The sequence below is a fragment of the Streptomyces sp. NPDC090108 genome, assembly GCF_044747185.1.
In the GTDB taxonomy this organism is placed as follows: Bacteria; Actinomycetota; Actinomycetes; order Streptomycetales; family Streptomycetaceae; genus Streptomyces.
Window position 1 is genome coordinate 678860 of the sequence record NZ_JBIVDQ010000002.1, and the last position, 24702, is coordinate 703561.

Below are 24702 nucleotides of genomic sequence, written 5' to 3' on the forward strand. Positions count from 1 at the left end.
CCTGCGTTCTGGGGAGACACCCGGCCCCTTCGAGTGCCGGGCCTGCCGCCACTGTCACTGACGAAGAGCGCTGATGTCCCGGATCATGTTTCATCGGCCCGCCCGGGTCCTGCCGCCGCAGTTGCCGACCGAGCCGGTGGTGCTCGCCGCCCCACCGCAGCCGGTCGGAAAGGATTCCGCCAACTGGCTCGTCCTGCTGATGCCGTTGCTCTCCAGCATCAGCATGGGCGCCTATCTGATGTCCGGCGGACGGAAGATGCTGATCCTGCTCGGCATCTGTTTCGTCGTGCTCTCCCTCGCCAGCACCCTGGGCATCCGGCTCCAGTCGCGCCGCAGCAACCGCAAGGACAAGCTGAGGGCCCGGGACCGCTATCTGGCCCACCTGGTGGAGGTGCGCCAGATGGCCCGCCAGGTGGCCGAACGGCAACGGCTGGTGGCCGCCTGGGCCTACCCGTCGCCGTACCGGCTGTGGGCGATCGCCACGCGCCGCCGCCGGGTGTGGGAGCGGCGGATCAGCGACGCCGACTTCCTGCGGGTGTGCGTCGGCGTGGGCACCGCCCCGCTGGCCACGCCGGTCCGCCTGGCCACCCGCAACGACCCGACGGTCGAGTACGACCAGCGCGCCAAGCAGGCCGCGGACCGGCTGATCGAGTCCACCGCGACGGTGGGCTGCCAGCCCGCGGTGGTCGATCTGTCCAGAGGCGGCGTGGTGAGCGTGCTGGGCCCGGCGGAGGTGGCCCGGGGAGTGGTCCGGGCGATGGTCTGTCAGATCGGGGTGCTGCATTCCCCCGATGACGTGGGCCTGGTCGTCGTCGCCGGTGACGGGGACTGGGAATGGGCCAAGTGGCTCCCGCACACCCACGAGCCGGAGGCCACCGGGGACGCCGGCGTGGTCCCGCTGGTCGCCCAGGACATCGGCGGAGTCGCCGACCACCTGCAGACGACCCTCGACCAGGCCCTGGAGCAGTCGGCCTCCCGGCGTGGCGTGCTGGAGCGTGACCAGCCCGACGCACGGCGGCGGACGGTCGTCGTCCTCGACGGATACGACCCCAGGGCCGACTGGGCCCGCTCACAGCTGGTGGCGGAACTGCTCAGGACGGCGGGTCCGCAGAGCGGGATCACGGTGGTCTGCGTGGTGCAGCGGGAGAGCGACGAGCCGTCGCGCGCCGACGTCCGGGTGCGCGTCGAGCATTCCGGCATGCTCACCCTGGACGCCCGGCCGCCGCAGCGGGGTGCCGCCCCCCTCGTCGAGCCGGTCTCCGACGCGCTCGCCGAGTGGCCGGAGCCGGCACTGTGCGAGTCCATAGCCCGTGCGCTGGCCCCGCTGCGCCTGTCCGTCGAGGGTGAGGAGGTGCTCTCCCAGGTCATGCCACTGCCGCGCATGCTCGGCATCGCCGACCTCGACACCTTCGAACCGGAGCGGCTGTGGACCGAGGTGGACGACGACGGTGTGCTGCGGACGCCCATCGGGTTCGACAGCAACGGCCAGCCACTGCTGCTGGACCTGAAGGAGGCGGCGCAGGGCGGCATGGGTCCGCACGGGCTCGTGGTCGGCGCCACCGGCTCGGGCAAGAGCGAGCTTCTGCGCACGCTCGTCACCGGCCTGGCCACGGTCCACTCGCCGGAACTGCTCAGTTTCGTGCTGGTCGACTTCAAGGGCGGCGCCACCTTCGCCGGACTGACCGAACTCCCGCACGTCGCAGGCATGATCACCAACCTGATCGACGATCTCGCCCTGGTGGACCGGGTCCGCGACGCCCTGGTCGGCGAACAGCAGCGGCGGCAGCGGATACTCCGCGACGCCGGCAACATCGACAACGTACGGGAGTACCAGCTCCGGCGGGCGGCAGGGCAGCGCGCGCCGGACGGCAGCCCGCTGCAGCCCCTGCCGTACCTGCTGGTCATCGTGGACGAGTTCGGTGAACTGCTCTCCACTCGGCCGGAGTTCATCGACCTGTTCGTGCAGATCGGCCGTGTCGGCCGGTCGCTCGGCATCCATCTGCTGCTCGCCACCCAGCGGTTGGAGGAGGGGAAACTGCGCGGCCTGGACGCCAACCTGTCCTACCGGATCTGTCTGCGCACCTTCTCCGCAGCCGAGTCCCGCGTGGTCATCGGCACCCCGGACGCCTACCAACTGCCCCCCGTGCCCGGCTCGGCGTACCTGAAGGTCACCGACGCCGTGTACGAGCGGTTCCGGGTCGCCCACGTCTCCGGGCCGCACCTGCCGGCCGCCGAGCGGGACGGCGACGACGCGGCCGGTTCCGCCGACCTGAAGTTCTTCGGGCTGCGTGTGCCGCCCGACCCGGACACCGAGCCCGCGGGCGCGTACGAGACCGAGCAGGTGCGTCCGCCGATCACCGGTCCGACCGAGATGCAGGTCATTGCGCGACGGCTGGGCACCGTGGGCCAGACCGCCCACCAGGTGTGGTTGCCGCCACTGCCCGGCGCGCTCCCGCTGGACGACCTGGTCGGCCCGGTGGCCACCCGGCCCGGCCGTGGCCTCACCGCGGAATGGTGGCCGGACCAGGGCGAACTGCGGTTCCCCGTGGGCGTGACGGACGTCCCGCTGCGGCAGCTCCAGCAGCCACTGATCACGGACTTCGTCCAGGCGGGACACCTGATGGTGGTCGGCGCGCCGCAGTCGGGCAAGAGCACCCTGCTGCGCACCCTGATGCTCTCCGCGATGCTCACCCACACCCCCGACGAGGCTCAGTTCCTCTGCCTGGACTTCGGCGGCGGCTCGCTGCTCCCCTTCCGTACCGCCCCGCACGTGAGCGGGGTGGCCGGCCGGCACGATCTGGCGCAGGCCCGGCGGATCCTGGCCGAGATCCAGCAGCTGATCGACGAGAGGGAACTCCAGTTCCGCGGCATGGGGATCGACTCGGCCGCCGAGTTCCGGCGCCGCCGCGCGGCAGGCGCCCTGCCGCGCGGGACACGCGCCGCCGACGTCTTCCTGCTGGTGGACAACTGGGCCGGTGCGCGCGGCGAGATGGAAGGCATCGAGGCGGCGGTGCTGGATGCCGCGGCGCGGGGTCTCGGCGTCGGCGTGCACCTGGTCGTCACCACCAACCGCTGGGCCGACATCCGCACCTCGCTGCGGGACAGCATCACGGGACGGCTGGAGCTGCGGCTCAACGACCCGGCCGAGTCCGAGGTCAGCCGCAAGGCGGCCCGTGCGTTCGGCTCCATCCCCGCGGGCCGGGGCCTGGCGCCGCCCGGCACACAGTTCCACGTGGCGTTGCCCCGGCTCGACGGCCGGACCGACGAGGAAGGGCTCGCGGAAGCGCAGTCCGACGCCCTGACCAAGCTGGCCGGGGCCTGGGAGGGTGCCCACGCCCCGGCGATCCGCATGCTGCCGGAACGGCTGACCGTCGCCGACATGGAACTGCGGGAGAAGGAGCCGTCCGGGGTGCCGGTCGGCATCGCCGAGCACGACCTGCGCCCGGTGTACGTCGATCTCACCGACACCGATCCGCACCTGCTGGTGTTCGGGGACTCGGGCGCGGGCAAGACGGAGTTCCTGCGCACCTGGATGGCCGGGACGATGGCCCGCCGCTCCGCCTACGAGGTCAGGTTCATGCTGATCGACTACCGGCGTGGCCTCCTCGGCACGGTCCCGGAGGAGTACTTGGGCGGCTACGCGGGCGACGCCGGTGCCGCGGCCGCGTATGCCGCGGCGCTGGCTGACAAGTTGCGCGAACGGCTGCCACCCGCGGACGTCACGGTACGGCAGTTGCGCGAGCGCAGCTGGTGGAAGGGGCCCGAGCTGTTCCTGGTGGTCGACGACTTCGACCTCGTGTCGAACAGCCGGCAGTCCCCGCTGGACCCGCTCGTCGATTTCCTGCCCCAGGCCCGGGAACTGGGTTTCCACGTCGTGGTCGCCCGGCGGGTCGCTGGAACACAGCGCCGCCAGATGATGGAACCGATGCTCAGCCGGCTCCAGGAGGTCGGCACGGGCGGCCTGGTGCTCTCCGGAGACCCGCGGGAGGGCGCGATCCTCGGCGGCCTGCGGGCCCAGCAGCGTCCTCCCGGGCGCGGGGTCCTGGTGCGCCGGTCCGCGCCGCCCGCCCTGGTGCAACTCGCCCTGGACAGATGATCTTTCACGGGCGGCCCGGTCGCGGCCCGGGGCCACCGGAACGCCGTCGATCCGGGTGACCGCCCGGGACGCGCCACGATCCCGGGCCGCCCGCCGTCGTGCGCCGGAGCCCGGCAGCCGGTGAATGTCCGCCAGTCCACGCGACGACGAGCCGACGGCCGAACCGAACGCGGGCCTCCCAGCGGCCGGTGCCCGCGCGTCGCTCGTCGGTGCTCGCACGTCGCCCGTGGGCGTCCGTATCTCTCGCCCGTCGGTGAACTCTCCCTGCATCACAGTGAAGGAGACCAGGACCATGCCCAGACCACAGCCTCCCCGGGACCCCGCGGCGGGTGACACGCCACCACGACTGGGATCCGTGCCCAGCCTGTCGTTCCGCCGCGCTGTCGCCATGCCCGGGGTCCCGGACAGCGGGCCGGCCCGCACCCGGCCGTCGGACGAGCCGGACGGGTCCTCAGCCCCGGCGGGAAGGAACCAGGCCCCCGGGACCGGCGCCACGCCCGGTTCCCCGGACACCGCCGACGGCGAAGGGCGAGCGGGCCGGAAGCCGGCGGCGAAGGCGGCACCTGCCCGGGAAGGAGAGGACGGCCCCCGGGGCAGTGACCCCGGCGCGCCGTCCGCGCCGTCCGCGCCGTCCTCACCGTCCTCACCGTCCGAGCCGTCCTCACCGTCCGAGCCGCCCGAGAGGCGTGGCGGACGGAGCGGCAAGGACCGGGGCGGGGACGGCGTCGTGCCGCCCGTCGCCCCGGAGGCCGGGGACACGACCACCTCCGCGGGCGGGGCCCCGGACCGGACTCCGCCCTGGCGGCGGCCGTCGCCCCGGCCGTCGCCCGGCGGCCGGCCGGAATCCGCCCCGGGCCGGCCGGAGAGCCCGGGCCCGTCGCGGTCTCCCGCCTCGTCCGGGGACACCGGGTCCACACGGGGCTCCCTGTTCACGCGAGGGCCGGTCGGTCGGTCGTCGCACGGTCCGTCCTCGGCGACATCCGCGTCGGCGCAGGCCCCCACGCGGACGCCCCGGGCCGGCGACGTCCCGCCCCCGGCGGCGGACACGGTTCCGGACGGCGGGACCGGGGACTCGGGCGCGCCGTCCGGCTCGTCCGCGCGGAGTCCCCGTCCGGCAGGTCCGGCACAAACCGCCGCGCCCTCGGGCCTGGGCGGGTCGTACCGGCGGCCGGCGGTGGGCTCACGCCCGCTGCCGGCACGGCCCGGGGCGCCCACTCCTCCGGAGGCCTCCGTCCGGCCGTCGCGCGACGGGAGCGGTAAACGCGCCTCCGGCACGTCCGATCCCGCGCGGCCGTCACGGAACACGGCTCCGCCCGCCTTCTCGTCCGGTACGACGCTGCTCTCGACCCCGGGCGACCGGCCCGGCGGCGACGGCCCGGGCGGCGACGGCCCTGACGCGGATCGGGCCTCCGACGACCGGCGTCCGCCCTTCCGCAGCTGGGGCGCCGCGCTGATGGTCACCGCGGCCGTGGTGGTCGTGCTCGCGATCACCGTTCCGTTCGTGCTGTCCACCTCGAAGCACGACGACGTGGCCGCCCCAGCCTCCAAGGTCACCGAGGCCGCGCAGGAGCAGCAGCGGACCCACAGGATCGGGTCGCTGCCCAGCACCTCACCGGTGCGCCGCTCCCCGTCCGCGTCGCCGGACCGGAAGAAGCCCGCCGCCGGGACCGGTGTGCCGGACACGCCGGTGGAGCAGCCGACCACCCCCCAGGTGGAGAAGAAGGCCAAGGCCGCATCGAAACCGGACAAGCCGCTCTCCCCGGCCGCGGTGGAGCGGGCCCGTGCCAACACCGCGTCCCACACCACCGGGGCGCTGCTGAAGAACGTGGCGTCGGGGCTCTGCGCCGACCTCCCGGGCTACGGCAACGGCAAGTCCGACGGCGGTGTCAACACCCATGCCTGTGACGGCACTTCCGCCGACAACCAGCAGTGGGACCTGCAGGCGACGGGGAGCGCGCAAGGGCCGGACGGCGCCGAGCTGTTCGTGATCAGGAACCACAAGGACGGGCTGTGCATGACCCCGGTCTTCCGCTCCGGGGACAGCACGGCATGGATCAGGGAAGGAACCTGTGACACGTCCACCACGGGCAACGGGCTGTGGTGGCTGATGCCCCGCGCGGACGGCAGCTACGCGGTCCGCAACTACAGCCTCGGGAGCTGCCTGAACGAAGCGAACCCGGCTCCGGGCGGTTACCACGACGACCGCCTCGACCAGGCGCCGTGCGCGGAGGGCGGGTCGGCCAGGACCGGCTGGTCCTTCGCCTGAGCGCGAGCTGCCGATGACCGGCGGACGACCGGAGGCCGGGGCGGGTCCGCCCCGGCCTCCGGCGTCACCGCCAGACCACCGGCACCCTGCACCGCGACGGCCAGCGGGCGTCCGGCTCCTGGGTGTCCGTCGGGGAGTCCTCTTCCGGCGCGCCGACGAGCGGGTCCAGCGCGCCGGTGAGAGCGGACGCCACGGCGCGGTCCCTCTCGTCCAGCCCCGCCGCCGACGGTGTACCGACCGGGACCTCCCGCAGGAGGATCACACCGGTCCCGTGGACCCCGTGCACTCCGAGTACCCGGAAAGCGGAGCCGGGCCCGAACACCACCTCGTCCCTGTGTCCGGCGGGGTCCGCGGTTCTGGGCAGCAGCGGGCCGACCCGCCGTCCGTACTCGGACCAGATCGCGTACCGAGCGGACGAGATGCCCCCGGCCCGCGCCACCGGCAGCGAGCTCACCGGCAGCAGCGCGCGCAGCACCCTCCCGGTCACGCTCTCGGCCGGCACCGGCGCGGACCCGGCCCGCAGCACCACGCCCCGGTGGCGTGGCAAGTGGTTCAGCCCCGAGGCGACACAGGCGGCGTAAGGCAGCAGGCGGGGGTCACGGTTGTGGAGGGCCGCCGCCAGCCTCCGTGCGTGCGGCGGGCTTTCGGCTTCGGCCAGATACAGCCGGAGGGCGAGCAGATCGGTCGGGTCGGGCGCCGGCTCGTCGGAGCCCGGGACGGACAGCGAGTCCAGGAGCCGGCCGACGACGCTGTCGTGGGCCGACCGGATCCGGGCCGGGACCAGGGCCAGGAAAGCGGCCCGTTCGGCCTCGGTGGCGCGGTGGCCCGGACCGGGTGCGATCGGCCCCCGCCGCTGCCCGAGGTCCGCGTCGCCGGCCGGGGATTCCGGACCGGTGACCGTGCCCGGGTGCCGGGGCGTCCCGCCCGGCGCGGTGGACGACGGCGGGCGGGGCGGCGCGGAGGACGTCGGCGCGGCGGGTGGTGCGGAGGAGGATGGCGGGCGGGGCGGCGCGGAGGACGTCGGCGGGCCGGGCGGCGCGGCGGCTCCGGCTCCACGCGGCGACGGGCCGGAAGCGCCGGACCCGGGAGTGCCAGAGCCGCGAACGCCGGATGCTGAAGCGCGGGGTCCTGAAGCACCGGAGCCGGAAACGCCGGATCCGGAGGCGTCGTTACCGGAAGCGGGGGAGCGGGAAACTCCGGAGCCGAGGACGCCGGAGCCGAAGACTTCGGAGCCGAGAACGCCCGGGCCGTAGGGCCGGACCGCGCCACGGGTCGGGGTGGGAGCCGGCACTGCCGGTGGCGTAGGGGAGTGCGCGGCCCCCGGCCTGAGTACCGGGCGGGCCGGAGCGGCAGGGTCATCCGCCGGCTCCGAGCGCGGGACGGAGACCGGGCCCTGCCCTGTGGCGCGTGAAGGAGTCGGAGGAGCGGCCCGTTCCGGAGGATCAGGCACGATCGCGGGCGCGGCCGCCGCCTGCGAGGAGGGCGGGGGCGTCGGCGGGAGGGCGGGGGAGACTCGCGAGTCGCCCCGCCGAGGCCGGGAAGCCGGCTCGGCCTCCCGCGCCGGGCCCCCCTCTCGCCTGACAGCCGGTCCCCCCTCTCGCCGGACAGCCGGGGCCGTCCCCCGCGGGACAGCCGGGCCATCCGCCCGCGGTGGAACCAGGCCACCGTCCCGCGGGACAGCCGGGCCATCCGCCCGCGGTGGAACCAGGCCACCGTCCCGCGGGACAGCCAGGCCATCCGCCCCCGGCGTACCCATGGCCGTCGGTACCACCCGCCGCCCCGCCGGCACCGGCGCCCTCGTGCGCAGACGGCGGATCCCGTGGGCCGCCATCATCCGGCTCAGCTCACGCATCTGGTCCGCGCCGCACTCGCCGTAGACGTACAGCACGGCGCGCTCCCGCATCTCCGGGGCCAGGGCGGCGAGGAGTCTGTCCAGCAGGGACAGCACGGGCCTGCCCAACGGCTGCCCGGGAAGACCGAGTTCGATGGCGGGTTCGTCCGGATCCACCTGCCGCTCCGGCAGGGCGTACGGCGTGTCGGAGGTCCGGGTGATGCGCAGGCCGGACCGGACCGCGGCGACCTGCCACTGGTCGGAGAGCCGGACCACGCCCGCCCGCGCGGTCCCCAGGCCGGGCACCGGCGGCTGCCAGCGTATGAGGCGGGGCGGCGCGACGCGACCGTCGACAGCCGGACGGCACGCCACCGCCTCCACGAACGGCTGCCACGCAGGGGCACCGCCCCCGCCGATCAGCACCGTGCTCACCCGGTGCCCGCCCCCTCCGGAGACCGGGCCGTCGGTCATCACCGGTGCCCCGGTGAGAACCTCCACCTCGATACCGAAGGCGTCGGCGGCCGCCTGCCCTGCCGGGAGCAGATCGATGTTCCGTCCGGGAGCGAGCAGTACCGCGGAGCGCACCTCGGGCGAGAGCGATGCCAGCAAATCCACGACGTCGCGCGACGACATCTCGGCCTCGTCCCCGGGCGCGCCCACGAGCACGACCATGCGGGTCTGGCTGACCGGCACCGCGAACGAGAGATCGTCGGGACGAGGCGGGGGCATGCCCTTGGGGCGGCACAGCACGCCCGCCGGGATCCGGTACGCCGCACTCTCGCCGACCGGCCCGGCGCAGAGCCGGTCCGCGTCGGTCTGCCAGGACGGCGCCGGCAGTTGCCGGCCCACCGGTTCCGGCTCGTACCGTCCAGGGGTGAACCGCCACCAGCCGGAGCCGGACGGCCCGTCAGCGGCCCCGCCGGCCCTGGACTCGGCGCCGTCGGCCACGGACCCCGCGCCACCCGGCACGGCCCGCGGCTCGCGCGGCACGAACAGGGACCCGCCCGGTACCAGGAGCGCGGTCCCGTCGGGCGCCGTCACCCGCACGCCCCACCGCTCGGCGATCCGGCGTGCCGCGGACGGCCCGCCGCCGCGGCGATTGGCGGCGTGGGACATGACGAGGAGGACATCGGCGTCGTCCTCCGCGCCGAGTCCGCCGAGCACTTCGCCCAGACCGGCCCAGACCTGTTCGCTCTCCGTCCCCACCACGACGGTGTGCACCGTTTCCGCCTGTGCGGCCATGGCGTACCCGAGCTCGGCCACCGACATCGGATCCGGGGGCGGTTCAGTGGCGCCGCGCACGATGTGGATGCCGTCGATCTCCTCGACGACGACGGAATCACGGTCGCCGGGACCGACCGCCCCGGGGGGTGCGGCCACCTCTTCCCCGCCCTTGTCGCGTTCCGTACCGCGGCGACGGGTCCACCGCTTCACTGGCCGTCACCGGACGCGGGACGGCGAAGCACAATAAAGATCACGATCACTATTCAGTCAGGTAATCGACGCCGGCGAGTGGCTTCTCGGAAAGAAAAGGATGACGCCCGCGTCGTCGTTCGCGATGCCGGCCCGGCGTATCCCCTCACCGCAAGATCAAAGCGATGGATGGGCAATTTCGAGCATCGCCTCGCACCGGCGGAGACTTTACGTTTGGCGCGTGACCTACGGCAGCACTGTGACGGCATCCTCACAGCTCGGCCCTGACATTCCCGGCGCGCGGGAGACGGACGCACCGGCGTTCGCGGCCCACGCCGCCGGCTCGTCCGAAGCCATGCCCCGCGCGACCGCGCGTCCGCCGTCCCGCGCCCCGCTCTCCCTGAGGTGCCCGAACCCCTGACACGGCTTCACCCCGGCTTCCGGGGGATCCCGTCGAGTGATCAAGATCCGCCGCGCAGGTATCCGCCGACGCCGGCGCGCCGACCGGTGGGCACAAGGCTTACGACCGTGGAAGTTGGCTTCTCCTCATGAGAGTGCGCAGTTGGTCCATCCGCAACAAGCTCGTCGCTCTGCTCGTGCTCCCCTTGATGTCGCTCGCCGTCCTGTGGGCCTACGCCGCCTATCTGTCCCTCGGTAACGCGATGACGCTGGCGCACGAGAACACGCTGGGCAACCGCCTCGCCATCCCGATGATCGAAGTGTTCAACGCCGTCGGACACGAACGGCGGGACTCGGTCGTGGTGACCTCGGGGAAGAGCGGAGGGCGTGCCGCGCTCGACGCGGACCGGCAGCAGACCGAGGCCGCTCTCAAGTCCTACCTGGCCCAGTCCGACGACAACGATGTCCGGGACGCGGAGAACTCCCTCGTCCGCCACGCCGTCGACAGGGCCGGGCGCTCCATGTCGGGCCTCGACAGGATCCGGCACGGTGTGGACGAGGGGACCCTGTCGTCCGGCCGGACGATGGCCGCCTACAACGAGGTCACCAACGCGATCGAGCGAGCCCTGCACTCCATGGTGATCCTGCCCGACCAGAACGCGCAGGCCTACGGCGAGGCGCTGTACAACCTCGCGCCCGTCGGGGACCTCCGCTCCCAGGAGGACGGGCTGATCTCCGCGGCGGCCGCGAGCCCCTCGCGCCGGATGACCCCGGACGCGTACGCCGCCCTCGTCCAGGACATCGGCTCCCAGCGGTACCTGATGGGCCAGGCACTGGAGGACCTGCCGGCCGCGCAGCGCTCCCAGTTCGAGAAGCTCGGTGCACCGGGCGGTCCCGTCGGCAGGCTCACGGCGCTGGAGGAGCAGGCTGTCGCCGCGGGCGCGAAGGCGAAGCCGCTGCCGTTCCCGGCGGCCACGTGGCGTGCCGTGTACGACGCCGAGGACAAGGCTGTCAGCGCGACGTCCGTCGACGACATCTCCGCGCTCTTCAAGCGCACCGGGCCGCCGGCCCACCGGGCGTTCGTGGAGCTGATCGTCTCCGGGGTGCTCGGTCTCGTGGCACTGGTGGCGTCGGTCGTGATCTCGACGAGCATCGCCCGCTCACTGGTCAACGACGTGATGAAACTGCGCAGTTCGGCACGCAACCTCACGGACGACCGACTGCGCGACGTGGTGGGCCGGCTGCGCAGGGGGGAGAGCGTGGACGTACGCGGCGACATGACCGAGCCGCACTTCGTCAACCACGAGATGGCGCAACTGGGCGATGCCTTCCAGGCCCTCCAGCTGACGGCCCTGGAACTGGCCGAGGAGGACATCAGGCTGCACCGCGGCATCAGCGACGTCTTCCTCAACCTCGCGCGACGCAGCCAGGTGCTGGTGCACCGCCAACTCGCCCTGATCGACACGATGGAGGCGCGCGAGGAGAACCCGAAGGTACTCGCGGACCTCTTCCTCCTGGACCAGCTCGCGACCCGCATGCGCCGGTACGCGGAAGGCCTGATCATCGTCTCCGGCGCGCCTCCCGGGCGGTTCTGGCGCCACCCCGTGCCGGTCGTCGACGTCATCCGCGGCGCGGTGTCGGAGACGGAGCAGTACGCCCGGGTGGTGGTCATGCCCGTGCCCACCGTCGGCGTGCTGGGCCGGGCCGCCGCGGACGTCATCCACCTCCTCGCCGAACTGGTCGAGAACGCCGAGGCGTTCTCGCCGGACGACAGCCAGGTGCGGGTGAGCATCAGCAAGGCGTCGGGCGGCCTCGTCATCGAGATCGACGACCGCGGCCTCGGCATGCAGGAGGAGGACATGGCCCTGGCCAACGCCCGCATCACCGCGGAGTTCGACGTCAGCTCGCTGGACAGCACGCGGCTCGGCCTGGTGACGGTGGGCCGGCTGGCCCAACGCCACGGCGTGAACGTGTCGTTGCGCAACTCCCCGTACGGAGGGGTCTCGGCGGTCGTGCTGATCCCGCACACGCTCCTGGAGTGGGACGCGAACGCCCTGCCTGGGCCCAGCGCGGCGACGGCCGGCCGGCTCCACCTCTGGGACGGGGGAGCCGTCCGGGGCGAACTGAGCGACGTGAACGGCACCTCCGTACCGGTCCACCGGCCGGGGCAGTCCTCCGGCCCGATGTCGCCGTACGCCGCCGAGGCCGAGCAGGTCCCGGAGCCCGGCCACGTGTACGAGACGGTGCCGCTCGCGGACCACAGCGCGTACCCGGTGCCGCCCGCGGACCACAGCGCGTACCGGGCGCCCGCCGACCACAGCATGTACCCGGCGCCGCCCGCCGCTCACGGGCCGTACCCGCGCTCGCCGGTGCCGCCCACGGCTCACATCCCGTACCCGCCCTCGCCGGAGCGGGCCGCCGTCGGGCAGCCGGAGCCGTCCGAGGCGGACTACGACGAACAGGACACCGTCGACGGGCTGCCCCGCCGGGTGCCACAGGCCAGTCTCGCGCGGGAACTGCGGGAGGAGCCCGAGGGGGTGCGCCGACGGCCCGCGATGGACTGGGGCGCCGGGCCCGCGGCGCCCGCCGGCCCCGGCAGGACGCCCGGCGCGGCGGCCGGGCCGGGCGGTGCCGAGCGGTTCGAGCAGCGGCCCCGCGGAGGAGCCTCGTACGCGGTGCCCGGCCAGGGGTATCCGCCGGCCGCGCGCGGCCGGCACGCGGGGGAGCGGGGAGCGGGTCCGGTGTCGCTGTTCGGCAACGGGGCGCCCGCTCCGCCCGCGGCCGCGGCGGCCGGGACCGATCACGAGGGCCGGCCGGAACACGTCCGCACGCTCATGTCGGCCCTGCAGGCCGGTGCGGCCCGGGCCCGCGCGGATCAGAGCGGCAACGGCCACGCGTAGGGCGTGGGGGACTCCGCCCTCCGCCGTCCGTCCGGCGCCCGGACCGTCAAGTGACGCTCGCGGCGCCTCGACCACCACGTTCCCCGGCCACCACGTTCCCCGGCCACGACGTTCCCCGACCACCAGGTTCCCCAACCACCACGTTTCCCGACCACCAGATTCCCCAACCACCACGTTCCCCCGTCCCCGCGAACGCTGTCCGCGGAGCGACTCACCCCACCAGAAGTGCCCACGAAGGGAGCGGCGGTCAATGACGCTGCAACAAGCCTCCGAGTATTCCGACCCCGGTACGGACCTGGGATGGCTCCTGAACGACATGGTCCGGCGGGTGCCGGAGATCGGTCACGCGGTCCTGCTGTCCACGGACGGCCTGTTGATGGGTGCCTCCGAGCGGCTGGAACGTGACGAGGCCGAGCGGCTGTCGGCCGTCGCGTCCGGACTCCACAGTCTGGCCAAGGGGGCCGGGCGGCACTTCGGCGGCGGCGTGGTGCGCCAGACCGTCGTCGAGATGGAGGCGGGTTTCATGTTCGTCGGCGCGGCGGGGAGCAACGCGTGTCTGACCGTGCTCACGCCCGAGCAGGCCGACATCGGCGTGGTGGCCTACGAGATGGCCATGCTCGTCAAGCGCCTCGGGCCGCATCTGTCGGTCGACTCCCGCTACGATCAGCCGCCCTCCGGGGCGCGTCCGATGGTGTGATGTACGAGGAATGGGTGGACGATGCCGCGGGACCCGTCGTGCGCCCCTACGCCATGGTGCGCGGGCGCACGGAGAGCCGGCAGGGGCGATTCGACCTCATCGCCTTCGTGGTCACCCTGGTCGACGCCCTGGACACCTGGATGCAGATGGAGCCGGAACACCACCGCATCCTCCAGTTGTGCCGCCGTCCCAGGACGGTGACGGAGGTGGCGGCCCGTCTGCGGCTGCCCGTCGGGGTCGTCCGGGTCATGCTGGGCGACCTGCTCGACGCGCGGGCGGTGCTGATCCATGAACCCGCCGATCCGGCGGCACGGCCGGGTATCGACGTCATCAGAGAGGTGCTTGATGGACTTCGCGCGCTTTGAGCAGAGCGCCGGCCGGGGCGAGGGAACGGCGGGTCCGGGCGGCGTCGTGCTGCCCGAGGCGGTGAAGATCCTCGTCGCCGGCGGGTTCGGGGCTGGCAAGACGACCCTGGTGGGCGCGGTGAGCGAGATCGTCCCCTTCCACACCGAGGAGAACATGACCCTGCCCGGTGCCGCGGTCGACGACGTCAGGGGGGTGGAGGAGAAGTCCACGACGACCGTCGCCATGGACTTCGGCAGGATCACTCTCAACGACCGCCTGGCGCTGTTCCTGTTCGGGACGCCGGGGCAGGACCGTTTCTGGTTCATGTGGGACGAGTTGGCGGCCGGCGCCCTGTGCGCGGTCGTGATCGCCGACACCCGCCGGCTGGCGGCCTGCTTCCCCGCGGTGGACTACTTCGAACGCCGGCAGCTCCCCTTCGCGGTGGCCGTCAACTGCTTCGACAGTGCCCGCGCCTACCCGGCCGAGACGGTCCGCACGGCTCTCAGCCTGTCCCCGCGGGTGCCCGTCCTGCTGTGCGACGCCCGCCGCGGCGACTCCGCCAGAGACGTGCTCATCACCGCGGTCGAACACGCCCTCGCCGTAGAACTCGAACGTACCGGCGCCCACTGACGGGACAGGGGCGACTGCCTCCGGAACACGGAACGGCCCCCGGGAACCCGGGGGCCGTTCCGTACGAGACGGCCGGCGAGGCCTCGCAACCGATCGTGGAGGCCTCGCCGACTCGTTCAGGCTCCTCGGGGCCTCACCGCTGCCGCCACAGCTCGTAGACGTTCCCGCCGGCGTTGTACCTGCACTGGTGCGGCAGGTCCACGCCGGGCCCGGTAGGACCTCCGACGAGCTGCTGATAGCCCGCCTCGCACGCCGCGGCGGTGGGGTACCAGTACCCCGTGTAGTACCAGCCGGCAGCCGAGGCGGACGTCGCGGTGGTCATGATGAGGGAGACCCCGAGGAGCGCACCGACCACGAACTTTTTCATGATGACTCTTTCCATGTCCGGGGAGCTTGCGGTGTGAGGGTTTCCTCGATCATGGGGCTCCTGGGCGACGCGTGGCCATGTCCAGGATTGCTCGGAGACCGGTCGAGGATTGTGGTCCGCCGAGGTGTCAGCCCTCGTGCACCGTGACGGACAGATCCCCGAGGGAGATCTCCAGTACGGCGCCCTCGGGGAGAGAGGACCAGGCCGGTGCTTTCTGCGGCCAGCCGGCGGAGGCGATGAGGACTTTGTCCGCGTCCTCGCGGTAGTTCAGGGAGAAGTAGCCCGGGCCGCGGCGGCCGATCACTTCGGAGTGCGGATCGTGTGCGACGTGGGCGTACACGGCCTCGGCCGTGAGCAGCATGCAGTTCAGACTGACGAAACCGGCGGCCCGCGCCCGGATGTCGGCCGCGGTGACCGCGATGGCCTTGGGCGGCGCGACCCCGTCGTCGATCCGGCGGCGGACCGCGAGGTAGTACCGCTCGCTGTCCGTACAGCCTTCGGCGCTGTCCAGCAGGGAGGCGCCGATCAGGCCGTCGACACAGCCGGCGGGCGAGAAGTCACCGTTGTGGACGAACGCCATCCGTGCGTCCCCGAACGGATGCGTGTTCTCCGGCACGACGGGGAACTGCCGACTGGCCATGCGCAGGTGCAGCAGGCCCGCGGTGGTGGTCCGGTCATCCAGCTCGGCCGGGAGGCCGGTGCTCCCGTCGGCCCGCTCGGGCCGCTTGACGGACGAGACGACGCCCTGCCGGGTGAGGGACGCGACCCCCCAGCCCTGGTCGTGCTCGCACGCCATCGCGAGGAAGGGGGCCAGATCGTCGGCGAACAGCTCCCGCAGAGGCCGGGGTTGCCGGGCGACGACGCCCATCATTCTGCACATACGCACACTCATCTCTGTGAACCGGGGCCCGTACAAGGGCATGTGGAACCGGCCCGCGACGTGCTCACGTCCGGGGGGCGGGTGGTGGCGCGGTGCCGGTGGACCGGCTACGACGGGGTGCGGGCCGTGCCGATGCGGCGTTCGAGCCGCCCGGCCGCGCCGGCCAGCAGGGAGTTGACGACGACGTAGACCACCGCGACGACCAGATAGCTCTGGACGACGGTGTGGTCGAACTCGCCCAGCACTTTGGCGGAGTTCAGCAGTTCGAGGAAGCTGACGGCGTAACCGAGCGTGCTGTCCTTCAGCAACCGGACCAGTTGCCCGACGAGTGCCGGTGAGACCTGGCGGACGGCCTGGGGCAGCAGCACCAGCCGCATGGCCGGCCAGCGTCCGAGTCCGAGGGCGAGGGCCGCCTCGTGCTGCCCGCGCGGCAGCGCACGGACTCCGGCCCGGAAGATCTCGGCGAACACCGCGGAGTTGGTGATCACGATCGGCCACACGAGCTGCCAGAACAGGGAGAGGTGGACGCCCGCCTCGGGCAGCCCGAGCAGGAACGCGTAGATCAGGAGGAGCAGGGGCACCGCCCGCATGGACTCGACGTAGATTCCCGACAGCCACTTCACCGGGCGGTTGCGGGCGAGCCGCCCCAGGGCCAGCGCGACGCCGAAGGGCAGTGCGAGCGCCCCGCTGACCGAGGTGACCCGGACGGTCGCCCACAACCCGGTGAGCAGGTAGCGCATCACCGCCGGATCGGCGAACAACGTCCACTTCGCGGCGTCGAGTTGGCCGTGGCGGGCGAACTGCCGTACCACCAGCCAGATCCCCGCGCACACCAGCAGCAGCGTCACCGCCGAGGCGACCGCGATCCGGGTCCGGCCCCGGGGGCCGGGCGGGTCGAAGAGCGGACCCTCGCCGTCACCGGGCAGGTCGGCCGGCTGTGCTCGCCACCGGCTCCGTGGCCGCGGCCCCGCGGGGCCGCCGGGAACCGCCGGTCCGCCCGGCGCCCGAGGGCCGCTGCGCCCGCGAGCGCGAGAGGGGGCGCCGGCGGCGGACACGCCCGCAGCCGGCGGCGCGCCCATGGAGGCGGACGACGAGGACGCGGTCCGCTTCATCGCGACACCGCCGACCTGCGCTCCGCGACCGCCGCGAGACGCCCGATCAGCAGGGTGAGGGCGATGTAGCACACCGATGCGGCCGTGAAGGTCACCAGCGGCTGCGCGTACTGCTGGTCCAGCAGCTGGGTCTGTCCGGTCAGCTCCTCGGTGACTCCGACGGACGAGGCCAGAGAGGAATTGAGGGTCACGGCGATGAGAAGCGAGGCCGCCGGCTGGATCATGGAGCGGATCGACTGCGGCAGCACGATCAGCCGCAGCACCTGGGCGCCGGACAGACCCAGCGCGCGGCCCGCCTCGAACTGTCCGACCGGCACCGACAGCACCCCCGACCTGACGACCTCGCAGAAGAACGCGGCCCAGTACAGACCCATCGCCGTCACCGCGGTCCAGAACAGCGGGAAGACCATCCCGATCTCCGGCAGGCCGAAGACGAACAGCGTCAGCAGGACCAGGAGCGGCACCCCGCGCAGGACGGTGACGTACGCCCGTCCCAGGACGCGCAGCGGCACCACGGGGCTGATCCGGAAGCACGCCAGGAGCACACCGAGCGATCCGGCCAGCACGAACGTGCTGCCGCTCAGTTCCAGGGACACCAGCAGACCGTGAACGAACAGACCCCGGTGGGAGATGACGACGGACATGGCTGTCAGTCGATCCGCGGGGGAGCGGGGGCGGCGCCCGGGACCTCGGTCCCGACGGTCGCCCGCCAGACCTTGGCCCAGGTGCCGTCGCTCTCGATCTTCCTCAGCCAGTCGTCGACGAAGTGCTTGAAGCCGGGATCACCGAGGGGAAGCCCGATGCCGTAGGGCTCGTGGCTGAAGGTGCGGCCCGACACCGTGACGTCGGGATTCCTGGCCGCGTTGCCCGCCAGGATGCCCTGGTCGAGAACGTAGGCGTCGGCCCTGCCCTGCTGAAGGGCCTGCAGGCATTCGGTGTTGGTGTCGAAGAGCTGTATCTTCGCGCCGGGGGCGGCCTTCTTCACGGCCGCGGCGGCGGTGGAGCCGGACTGCGTGACCACGGTCCGGCCCGCGAGGTCCTCCGGCGACGACAGGGCCTTCCCGGACTTCCTGACCTCGATGGCCAGGCCGTCCTCGTAGTAGGGGCCGGCGAAGGCGACGACTTCGGCGCGTTCGGGCGTGATGGTGTAGGTGGCGAACACCGTGTCCACCTGATGGCTCCTGAGCAGTGCCTCCCGCGTCGCCGACGTGACGTCGACCAGCTTCGTCGCGGGTCTGCCGATGATGTACTTCGCCAACAGCTGTGACATGGCTGCGTCGAAGCCGTCGACCCGGCCGGTGGTCGGGTCGAGCAAGGAGAAGAGCGCGGCGGTCCGGGTACCGCCGACCACCAGGGTGCCGCGCGACCTGATCTTCGCCGCGGTGGAGCCGCTCGGCATCAGGGCCGCACTCGCCGGCTGTTCCTCGGCGACGAGTCCGTCGACGGCTCCGGCGGCGGCCGTCGAGCGGGAGCCACCCCCGGACCCGGGCGCCCCCGGGACGCCGGTCGAGCTCGCGGAACCGCCGGAGCACCCGCCCAGGAGCAGGGCGGCCGCCGTCATCAGACCGGCGGTGAGACCGGCACCGGCTCGCGTGCCGCGAGAGAACGCTGTTCTACGGACGTTCATTACTCTCCTGCGCGGGGAGGCCGGTGACACGACGACCGAAGCCACCGGACGGACGAGAAGCGGAGCGGAGCGAGAAATCGGGGTGCCGGACAATTCGGCCGATGGTGCGGCCGGTACGGGTACCGGGTGGGCGGATTCGGCGCCCGTTCCGGTGCGTATTCCATTGCATCGGACTTCGGGTGACGGGTCCAATACGGATTCTTTCGGCGATTCATCAACGCGGTTTATCGTTCGCCGCCGCGCGAGTCTCCCTGCCGTGAGGGTCTCAGTGCTGTGAAGCTCTCGCCGCCGCGCGGGTTTCGCCGACGAGCGGTCACCGGTCGCACTCATTCCGGCGTGCGGGTCACCAGGTGCGCTCTTTGCGTGGCCGCGGTCAGCCACCGGTCGGTCCCCGTCGCCGTCAGCCGTTCGTCCACCGCCGCACGCAGGGCTCTGAGCAGAGCGGCGATCGCGGTGACCCGGAGCATGTCCGGCCACAGCAACGCGTAGACGCGTCGCCGGGGCCAGCCGTCGAGAGGGCGTATCGCCACGTTCGGATCGGGCTGCGGGTCCAGGCCGAGGCCGTCCATCATGGCGATCCCCACCCCGTTGGCCACCAGATGGTGGATGGTCGCCTGGTCGTCGGTGGTGGCGGTCACCTTCGGCTCGAAGCCGGCCTCGGCACACCGGGCGAGGAAACGGCTCCGGCCCGTCTCCAGGATCCACCGCTCGCGGGCCAGGTCCTCCAGAGCGAGGGCGGGACGGTCGGCCAGCGGATGACCGGCGGGGAGAAGGATGCACCTCTGATCGGTGAGCAGCGGCAGTCGCAGCAACTGGGCATCCGGTACGACGGTCTGCTGCCCCTCGTCCGGCACGTCGAGGTCGCACATCAGGGCGAGGTCGATCTCGCCCGAACGGAGCAGCCGGTACGACTCCGGGCAGGATGCCTGATGCAGGGTCACCTCGATGTCGGGCTGCTCCCGGCGGAGCCTGGCCATCGCCCCGGGGACCACGGCCACGCAGGCGCTCTGGATGGCCGACAGGCGGACGACCTCCATGCTGTGCGCGGCGAGCCGCTCGAACTCGTTCTCGACGGACCGGAGCGCCGCCAGTACCGAATCCGCGTGGACGGCGAGCTTGCGTCCGGCGGCCGTCAGCTGGACCGTCCGCCCCACCTTGACGGCGAGCGGCACGCCCACCGTGCGCTCGAGGCTGCGCATCTGGTAGCTGACGGCGGGTTGCGTGTAGCCGAGGGACTTGGCGGCGGCGGTGTACGAGCCGGTGCGGGCCACCTCCGCGAGCACACGCAACGGATGAACGTTAAGCATGAATCCCACCACGAGGCTGTCTATCGGATCTCGGCGCACGCTGATCGGGCGCACGGCCGGACAAACGGAAGGTTCATGATCGACCAATTCGCGAACTGTACCCCGCCCGGGTGAACCGGTATCCCGCTCCGTTCCTTTTCCATGGACATAGGGACAGGGCGAGAAGTATTTACGGGTACTGCGGAACGTCTCTTTTCATGGACGTCCGCCCTGTCCCAATTCGCGCAGGACAGTCACCAGGAAGCGGGCTCCAGGGCCGGCCGGTTCCGCCGTGAGGACAGGCCGGTGGGCCGCGGAGCGGGGGCGGTCCGCCGGTCAAGGAGACGGAACGGTCCGTCCGGAGAACGCGGCCCGGTACTCGGAGGGCGACACGTCGAGGATTCTCCTGAAGCGCAGCCGGAGGTTGGACCCGGTTCCCAGCCCGACGCGCTCGGCGATCTGGTCGACCGGGAGCCTCGTGGTCTCCAGGAGCGCACGGGCGGCGTCGACGCGAGCGCGCAGGACCCACTGCAGGGGTGTGTCGCCGGTCTCCTCGGTGAAGCGGCGCATGAAGGTACGCGGCGACATCCGCGCGTGCGCCGCGAACTCGGCCGCCGTGAGCGGTTCATGAAGGCGCGTCAGCGCCCATTCCCGGGTCGCCGCGAGCGTGTCGCCATGTGGCGCCGGGCTGCTCCGGGGCACGTACTGGGCCTGGCCGCCGCTCCGGTGGGGCGCCGTCACCAGACGGCGGGCGATGTCGTTCGCCGCGCTCACCCCGAGGTCGCTCCGGACCATGTGAAGGCACAGGTCGATGCCGGCCGCGACACCGGCCGAGGTCAGGACCGAACCCTCGTCGACGAACAGCACGTTGGGCTCCACCACGATGTCCGGATGACGCAGGGCCAGCAGGTCCGCCGTGTCCCAGTGCGTCGTCGCGCGCCGCCCTGCCAGGAGGCCCGCGTCGGCCAGGGCGAACGCGCCGTAGCAGATCGACGCGATGCGCGCTCCCCTCGCGTGTGCGCTCCGCAGCGCGTCGTGCACCGCGGCCGGGATCGGCCGGCCCGCCGGCGCGTATCCGGGGACGATGACGGTGTCCGCCCTGTCCAGGGCGTCGAGACCGTGCGGCACGGTGTACCCGAAGCCCTCGTCGGACGGCACCGTCCCGGCGGCGACTCCGCACACCGTCAGCTCGTACGGGAGCCCGGCACGCGAGTGGAACACCTGGGTCGGGATGCCGACGTCGAGCGGAAGCGCCCCCTCCAGCACGAGCACCATCACCTGGTGCGTCCCCGTCATCTCTCGTCTCCTCGGCTCGCGGCGGTCGATGCCCGGCTCGGCCCGCGGTGGCCGATCCTCAACGGCAGTATCCTCGTGCATATTGGCATTCCTGCCACTGGAGGGTGTTGTTCCGTCGCTCGACACTGAGTGGACCGTGCAATCGGGTCCGGTCCCATGCCGAGTTGACAGGAGTTCGTTCCATGCCGCGTCCAACGGTTCCGCCGGCCGTCGCCTGGGTCTCGTCGGCAACCGCGTTCATGACGGTGATGGCCGCCGCGGGAGCACCGAGCGCGCTGCTGATCGTCTACCAGCAGCAGTGGCACTTCCCCGACAGCGAGCTGACCATCGCGTTCGCGATCTACGCCCTCGGGCTCCTCCTCGCGCTCCTCGCCGTCGGCTCCCTGTCGGACCGGATCGGCCGCCGTCCGGTGCTCGTCGCGGCCCTCGCGCTGCAGGCGGTCGCGATGGCGGTGTTCCTTGCCGCGCCGGACATCGGCGTCCTCATCGTCGCGAGGGCCCTGCAGGGGTTCGCGACGGGAGCGGCCACGAGCGCGTTCAGCGCCTACATCTCCGAGGTAGCGCCGGCCGCGTGGAAGAAGGCCGCGGCACTGGTCGTGAGCATCGCCTCCTTCGCCGGTCTCGGCATCGGTGTCGTCCTCACCGGACTCGCGGTCCAGTTCGCCGCCGCACCCGCAACGGTCGTGTTCGGAGCGGCACTTGCGATCGTCGTCGTCGCGACCGTCGTCACGGCGGCCTCGCCGGAGACGGTCGACGGGCGCGGAACGATCGGAGGGATCGGAGAGACCGGAGAGACCGGAGAGATCAGTGGGCGTGGAGGGATCAGTGGGCGTGGAGGGATCGGTGGGCGTGGAGGGATCGGTGGGCGTGGAGGGATCGGTGGGCGTGCGGGGAAGGGGGAGCGCGGTGGGATCAGGGAGCGCGGAAGGATCGGCGACGCCCTCGTGCCGCGCGTCGGTGTCCCCTCCGCGGCCCGGGCCGCGTTCGTCCGCACCGCTCCGGGGATGATCGGGATCTGGATGTCGGCCGGGCTGGTCCTCGGCCTCGGGTCGTCGATCGTCCACCAGGCCCTGCACATCACCGGTGGAGCCGCCCTCGGCCTGGTCGTCTCTGCGCAGCCCCTGGCCGCGGCCGTCTCCGCGCTCGTGTTCGGCCCGCTGATGCCGGTCCGGCGCTTCATGCTCGCCGGATACGCGGCCGTCTTCGCCGGTGTGTCGCTGGAGGCGTGCTCGTTCGCGGCGGGCCTCGCCCCGCTCATCGTCTGCGGCGCGCTCGTCACCGGCCTCGGCTTCGGCGCCGTCTTCTCCAGCACGCTGGGGATCCTCGTTCCGCTGACACGCGCGCAGGAGCGGGCGAAGCTGTTCTCCGCCGTCTACGTCGTCGCCTATCTCGCGTACGGCATCCCCACCATCGTGGCCGGCTACCTCAGTGACGCCATCGGTCTGGTGCCCGCGGCGATCGTCTACGCCATCGCGACGGCGGCCATGGCAGCCGCCGGCCTGATCGTCTCGCTCTCGCGTACGGGTTCTGTGCCGACGGACCCCCTGCCCGGCGACACGCGGGAAGCACGGGCGCACGACGTACGGGAGTCCACATCGAGCCCGGTCTAGGGGGGCGTCTCCCCGATCTTCGTGGCTCCGCGACGTCCGGCACGGCACCTCGCCGCACGGCCGAACCGCCCACGTACGCCCAGTACGAGGGCGGTCCGGCCGCACGCCGAGGCACCGCACCGGACGCCGCGGCCTGTTCCACGAAGATCGAAGAGACGCCCCCTAGAGGCGAGTTGACGATCTCGCGAGGATCAGTGGCTGCCGTCGTCCCGGTCGGGGCGACGGCAGCGGCGGACGGCGGATCACTTTCCGGGGCCGCAGGACTCAGACCGCCGTCGCGACGGCGACGGCCCATCCGATGTAGGCAAGGTTGAGAGCCACCTTGGCGATCGCGCCTGCCAGCGGGCGTGTACGACGCGGCCGTTGGGCCACCGTCCGGGCCAGCCCGTCGAGATGCGCGACGACGAAGACCGAGATCATTGCCGCGGCGCCCCAACCGCCCGCCACCCGGCTCCGCGGGGTCAGGAGGAGAACACTGTCGATGATCAGCGCGACGCCGCCCGCGGCGACGAGCAGCCGAGCGCGGCCCAGCCAGGAAGGGACCAGCCGGCGGACACGGTCCGGGTACACGAAGTGCGCGACGCCGTTGACGATCAGGAAGGCCGCCAGGGCGGCGGCAGCAAGAGAATTCATGCCATGACAGTGCCGACGACCGGGGCGTGGACGCTTGAACGAAACGATCGCCGCCTCCACTTCGCGTCCGGCCCGGCGGCGACGATGTTCGCCGAGTCCGGCGCCTTCCGGGTACGTGCCCACCGGCACCCGGCGTGGAAAGTCGTGCTCGCGCTCGGTGGCGGTGTCGAGGTCGGCTACGGCGACGACCTCACGGTCGCGGCGCCCGGCGTGATCGTGCCGCCGCAGCTGGCCCACACCTGCGCCGTCTCGTCGGCCTACGTCGCCCTCTTCCTGGACCCGTGGGAGATGGGGTCCGGTACCGGCTTGAGCGGCCTGAGCGTCCCGACCGGCCGGAGGGACTTGAACGGCCTGGCGGGCTTGAGCGGCCCGGCGGGCTTGAACGGCCTGGCGGGCTTGAGAGGTCCGAGCGGTCCGGTTGGCCTGAACGGCCCGGGTGGCCTGGCGAGCCGGAGTGGCCCTGGCGTCTTGACGGGCTTGACCGCGCCGAACGGCCTGGGCACCCCGACCGGCTTGAACGAGACCGCGACCGGCCGCGTGCTCGCGGCCCTCGACCGGCCCGGCCCCGGCGCCGACCTGGAAGCGGCCCGCGCCGAGCTGGTCGCCCTCGCCGGAACGGGCGCCCCGCTCGACCCCAGGGTCGCCCACGCGATCGGGGAGATCACCCGCCCCGGGTCCACCGCCACGGTCACGGTCGGCGCGATCGCCGCCCAGGTCGGGCTCTCCCGGCCGCGACTGCGCACACTCGTCCGCGACCGTGTGGGTGTCCCGCTCCCGCGGCTTCGCCTGTGGGCCATGCTGCGCACCGCCCTGACCGCACTGCCCGACGATTCCGCGGCCGCCGCGGCCGCCATCGCGGGCTTCGCCGACCAGTCTCATCTCACCCGTACGGCGCGAACGCTCGCCGGCCGCACCCCGTCGGAGATCCTCCGCCCTGGGGGGCGTCTCCCCGATCTTCGTGGGTCCGCGACGTCCGGCACGGCACCTCGCCGCACGGCCGAACCGCCCACGTACGCCCAGTACGAGGGCGGTCCGGCCGCACGCCGAGGCACCGCACCGGACGCCGCGGCCTGGTCCACGAAGATCGAAGAGACGCCCCCTAGGACTTCCGGCACCCCGGCGTAGACCGGTCGCCCCCGGCATTCGCGGCCCCGGCCCTGTACGGGCGTGCACGGTGGCATGCAGAATGCACGGCGGCATGGAGAAAGGCCCAGGTGAACGGGGGCGTCAGCCGCGTATCCCCGAGGAGGCGAGGCCGGACGGGCGACCTGTTTGTTCCGATACGGTGGGAGTGCTCCGCGATGGCCAGGGAAG

General features: G+C 72.7%; 17 protein-coding genes. 8 read left to right on the top strand and 9 right to left on the bottom strand.

The window, feature by feature from the left end:
• Positions 1-85 precede the first annotated feature (85 nt).
• Both eccCa and ACIPRD_RS08075 read left to right on the top strand, forming a co-directional pair.
• Positions 86-4096 carry a type VII secretion protein EccCa gene (gene eccCa / locus ACIPRD_RS08070; protein ID WP_401561078.1) on the top strand — a complete coding sequence of 1337 codons (4011 nt, stop codon included), beginning with the start codon at positions 86-88 and terminating at the stop codon, positions 4094-4096.
• Between the two features lie 1453 nt (positions 4097-5549).
• Positions 5550-6362: an RICIN domain-containing protein gene (locus tag ACIPRD_RS08075; RefSeq protein WP_401561080.1), complete on the top strand. Its 813-nt coding sequence runs from the start codon at positions 5550-5552 to the stop codon at positions 6360-6362.
• A 64-nt stretch (positions 6363-6426) separates the two neighbouring features.
• Here ACIPRD_RS08075 and ACIPRD_RS08080 read toward each other — a convergent pair whose 3' ends face one another.
• Positions 6427-9573 carry a hypothetical protein gene (locus ACIPRD_RS08080; RefSeq protein WP_401561083.1) on the bottom strand — a complete coding sequence of 1049 codons (3147 nt, stop codon included), beginning with the start codon at positions 9571-9573 and terminating at the stop codon, positions 6427-6429.
• A 581-nt stretch (positions 9574-10154) separates the two neighbouring features.
• Between ACIPRD_RS08080 and ACIPRD_RS08085 the strand changes: the two genes are divergently transcribed.
• The 4 genes from ACIPRD_RS08085 to ACIPRD_RS08100 all read left to right on the top strand — a co-directional run bounded on the left by ACIPRD_RS08085 (position 10155) and on the right by ACIPRD_RS08100 (position 14577).
• Entirely contained in the window at positions 10155-12905 is a 2751-nt protein-coding gene (locus ACIPRD_RS08085; RefSeq protein WP_401561086.1) for a nitrate- and nitrite sensing domain-containing protein, read from the top strand.
• A gap of 250 nt (positions 12906-13155) precedes the next feature.
• The gene (locus ACIPRD_RS08090) at positions 13156-13602 is read left to right on the top strand and encodes a roadblock/LC7 domain-containing protein (protein ID WP_356408290.1); all 447 of its coding nucleotides are present in this window, start codon (positions 13156-13158) and stop codon (positions 13600-13602) included.
• Positions 13602-13967, top strand: a complete 366-nt coding sequence (locus ACIPRD_RS08095) for a DUF742 domain-containing protein (RefSeq protein ID WP_356408287.1) — start codon at positions 13602-13604, stop codon at positions 13965-13967. Before ACIPRD_RS08090 ends, ACIPRD_RS08095 begins: the two co-directional genes overlap by 1 nt.
• A complete protein-coding gene (locus ACIPRD_RS08100; RefSeq protein WP_401561089.1) occupies positions 13948-14577 on the top strand; it encodes a GTP-binding protein in 630 nt (209 codons plus the stop codon). Before ACIPRD_RS08095 ends, ACIPRD_RS08100 begins: the two co-directional genes overlap by 20 nt.
• 133 nt (positions 14578-14710) lie before the next feature.
• Here ACIPRD_RS08100 and ACIPRD_RS08105 read toward each other — a convergent pair whose 3' ends face one another.
• The 7 genes from ACIPRD_RS08105 to ACIPRD_RS08135 form a co-directional block, all read right to left on the bottom strand.
• The gene (locus ACIPRD_RS08105; RefSeq protein WP_356408284.1) at positions 14711-14944 is read right to left on the bottom strand and encodes a hypothetical protein; all 234 of its coding nucleotides are present in this window, start codon (positions 14942-14944) and stop codon (positions 14711-14713) included.
• Positions 14945-15071: 127 nt separating this feature from the next.
• The gene (locus ACIPRD_RS08110) at positions 15072-15824 is read right to left on the bottom strand and encodes a class II glutamine amidotransferase (RefSeq protein ID WP_401561091.1); all 753 of its coding nucleotides are present in this window, start codon (positions 15822-15824) and stop codon (positions 15072-15074) included.
• 107 nt (positions 15825-15931) lie between these two features.
• Positions 15932-16672 carry an amino acid ABC transporter permease gene (locus ACIPRD_RS08115; protein ID WP_401561094.1) on the bottom strand — a complete coding sequence of 247 codons (741 nt, stop codon included), beginning with the start codon at positions 16670-16672 and terminating at the stop codon, positions 15932-15934.
• Between the two features lie 260 nt (positions 16673-16932).
• A complete protein-coding gene (locus ACIPRD_RS08120) occupies positions 16933-17580 on the bottom strand; it encodes an amino acid ABC transporter permease (RefSeq protein WP_401561096.1) in 648 nt (215 codons plus the stop codon).
• Between the two features lie 5 nt (positions 17581-17585).
• Entirely contained in the window at positions 17586-18563 is a 978-nt protein-coding gene (locus ACIPRD_RS08125) for a glutamate ABC transporter substrate-binding protein (protein WP_401561099.1), read from the bottom strand.
• A 326-nt stretch (positions 18564-18889) separates the two neighbouring features.
• Entirely contained in the window at positions 18890-19846 is a 957-nt protein-coding gene (locus tag ACIPRD_RS08130; RefSeq protein WP_356408600.1) for a LysR family transcriptional regulator, read from the bottom strand.
• 339 nt (positions 19847-20185) lie between these two features.
• Positions 20186-21145, bottom strand: coding sequence for a GlxA family transcriptional regulator (locus tag ACIPRD_RS08135; RefSeq protein ID WP_401561102.1), 960 nt, complete (start codon positions 21143-21145; stop codon positions 20186-20188).
• A 104-nt stretch (positions 21146-21249) separates the two neighbouring features.
• Between ACIPRD_RS08135 and ACIPRD_RS08140 the strand changes: the two genes are divergently transcribed.
• Positions 21250-22755 carry an MFS transporter gene (locus tag ACIPRD_RS08140; RefSeq protein WP_401561104.1) on the top strand — a complete coding sequence of 502 codons (1506 nt, stop codon included), beginning with the start codon at positions 21250-21252 and terminating at the stop codon, positions 22753-22755.
• 264 nt (positions 22756-23019) lie between these two features.
• Here ACIPRD_RS08140 and ACIPRD_RS08145 read toward each other — a convergent pair whose 3' ends face one another.
• On the bottom strand, positions 23020-23625 hold the full coding sequence (locus ACIPRD_RS08145) for a hypothetical protein (protein WP_401561106.1): 606 nt from the start codon (positions 23623-23625) through the stop codon (positions 23020-23022).
• A 276-nt stretch (positions 23626-23901) separates the two neighbouring features.
• Here ACIPRD_RS08145 and ACIPRD_RS08150 point away from each other — a divergent pair, with 276 nt between their 5' ends.
• A complete protein-coding gene (locus ACIPRD_RS08150; RefSeq protein ID WP_401561109.1) occupies positions 23902-24513 on the top strand; it encodes a helix-turn-helix domain-containing protein in 612 nt (203 codons plus the stop codon).
• Positions 24514-24702: the final 189 nt, after the last annotated feature.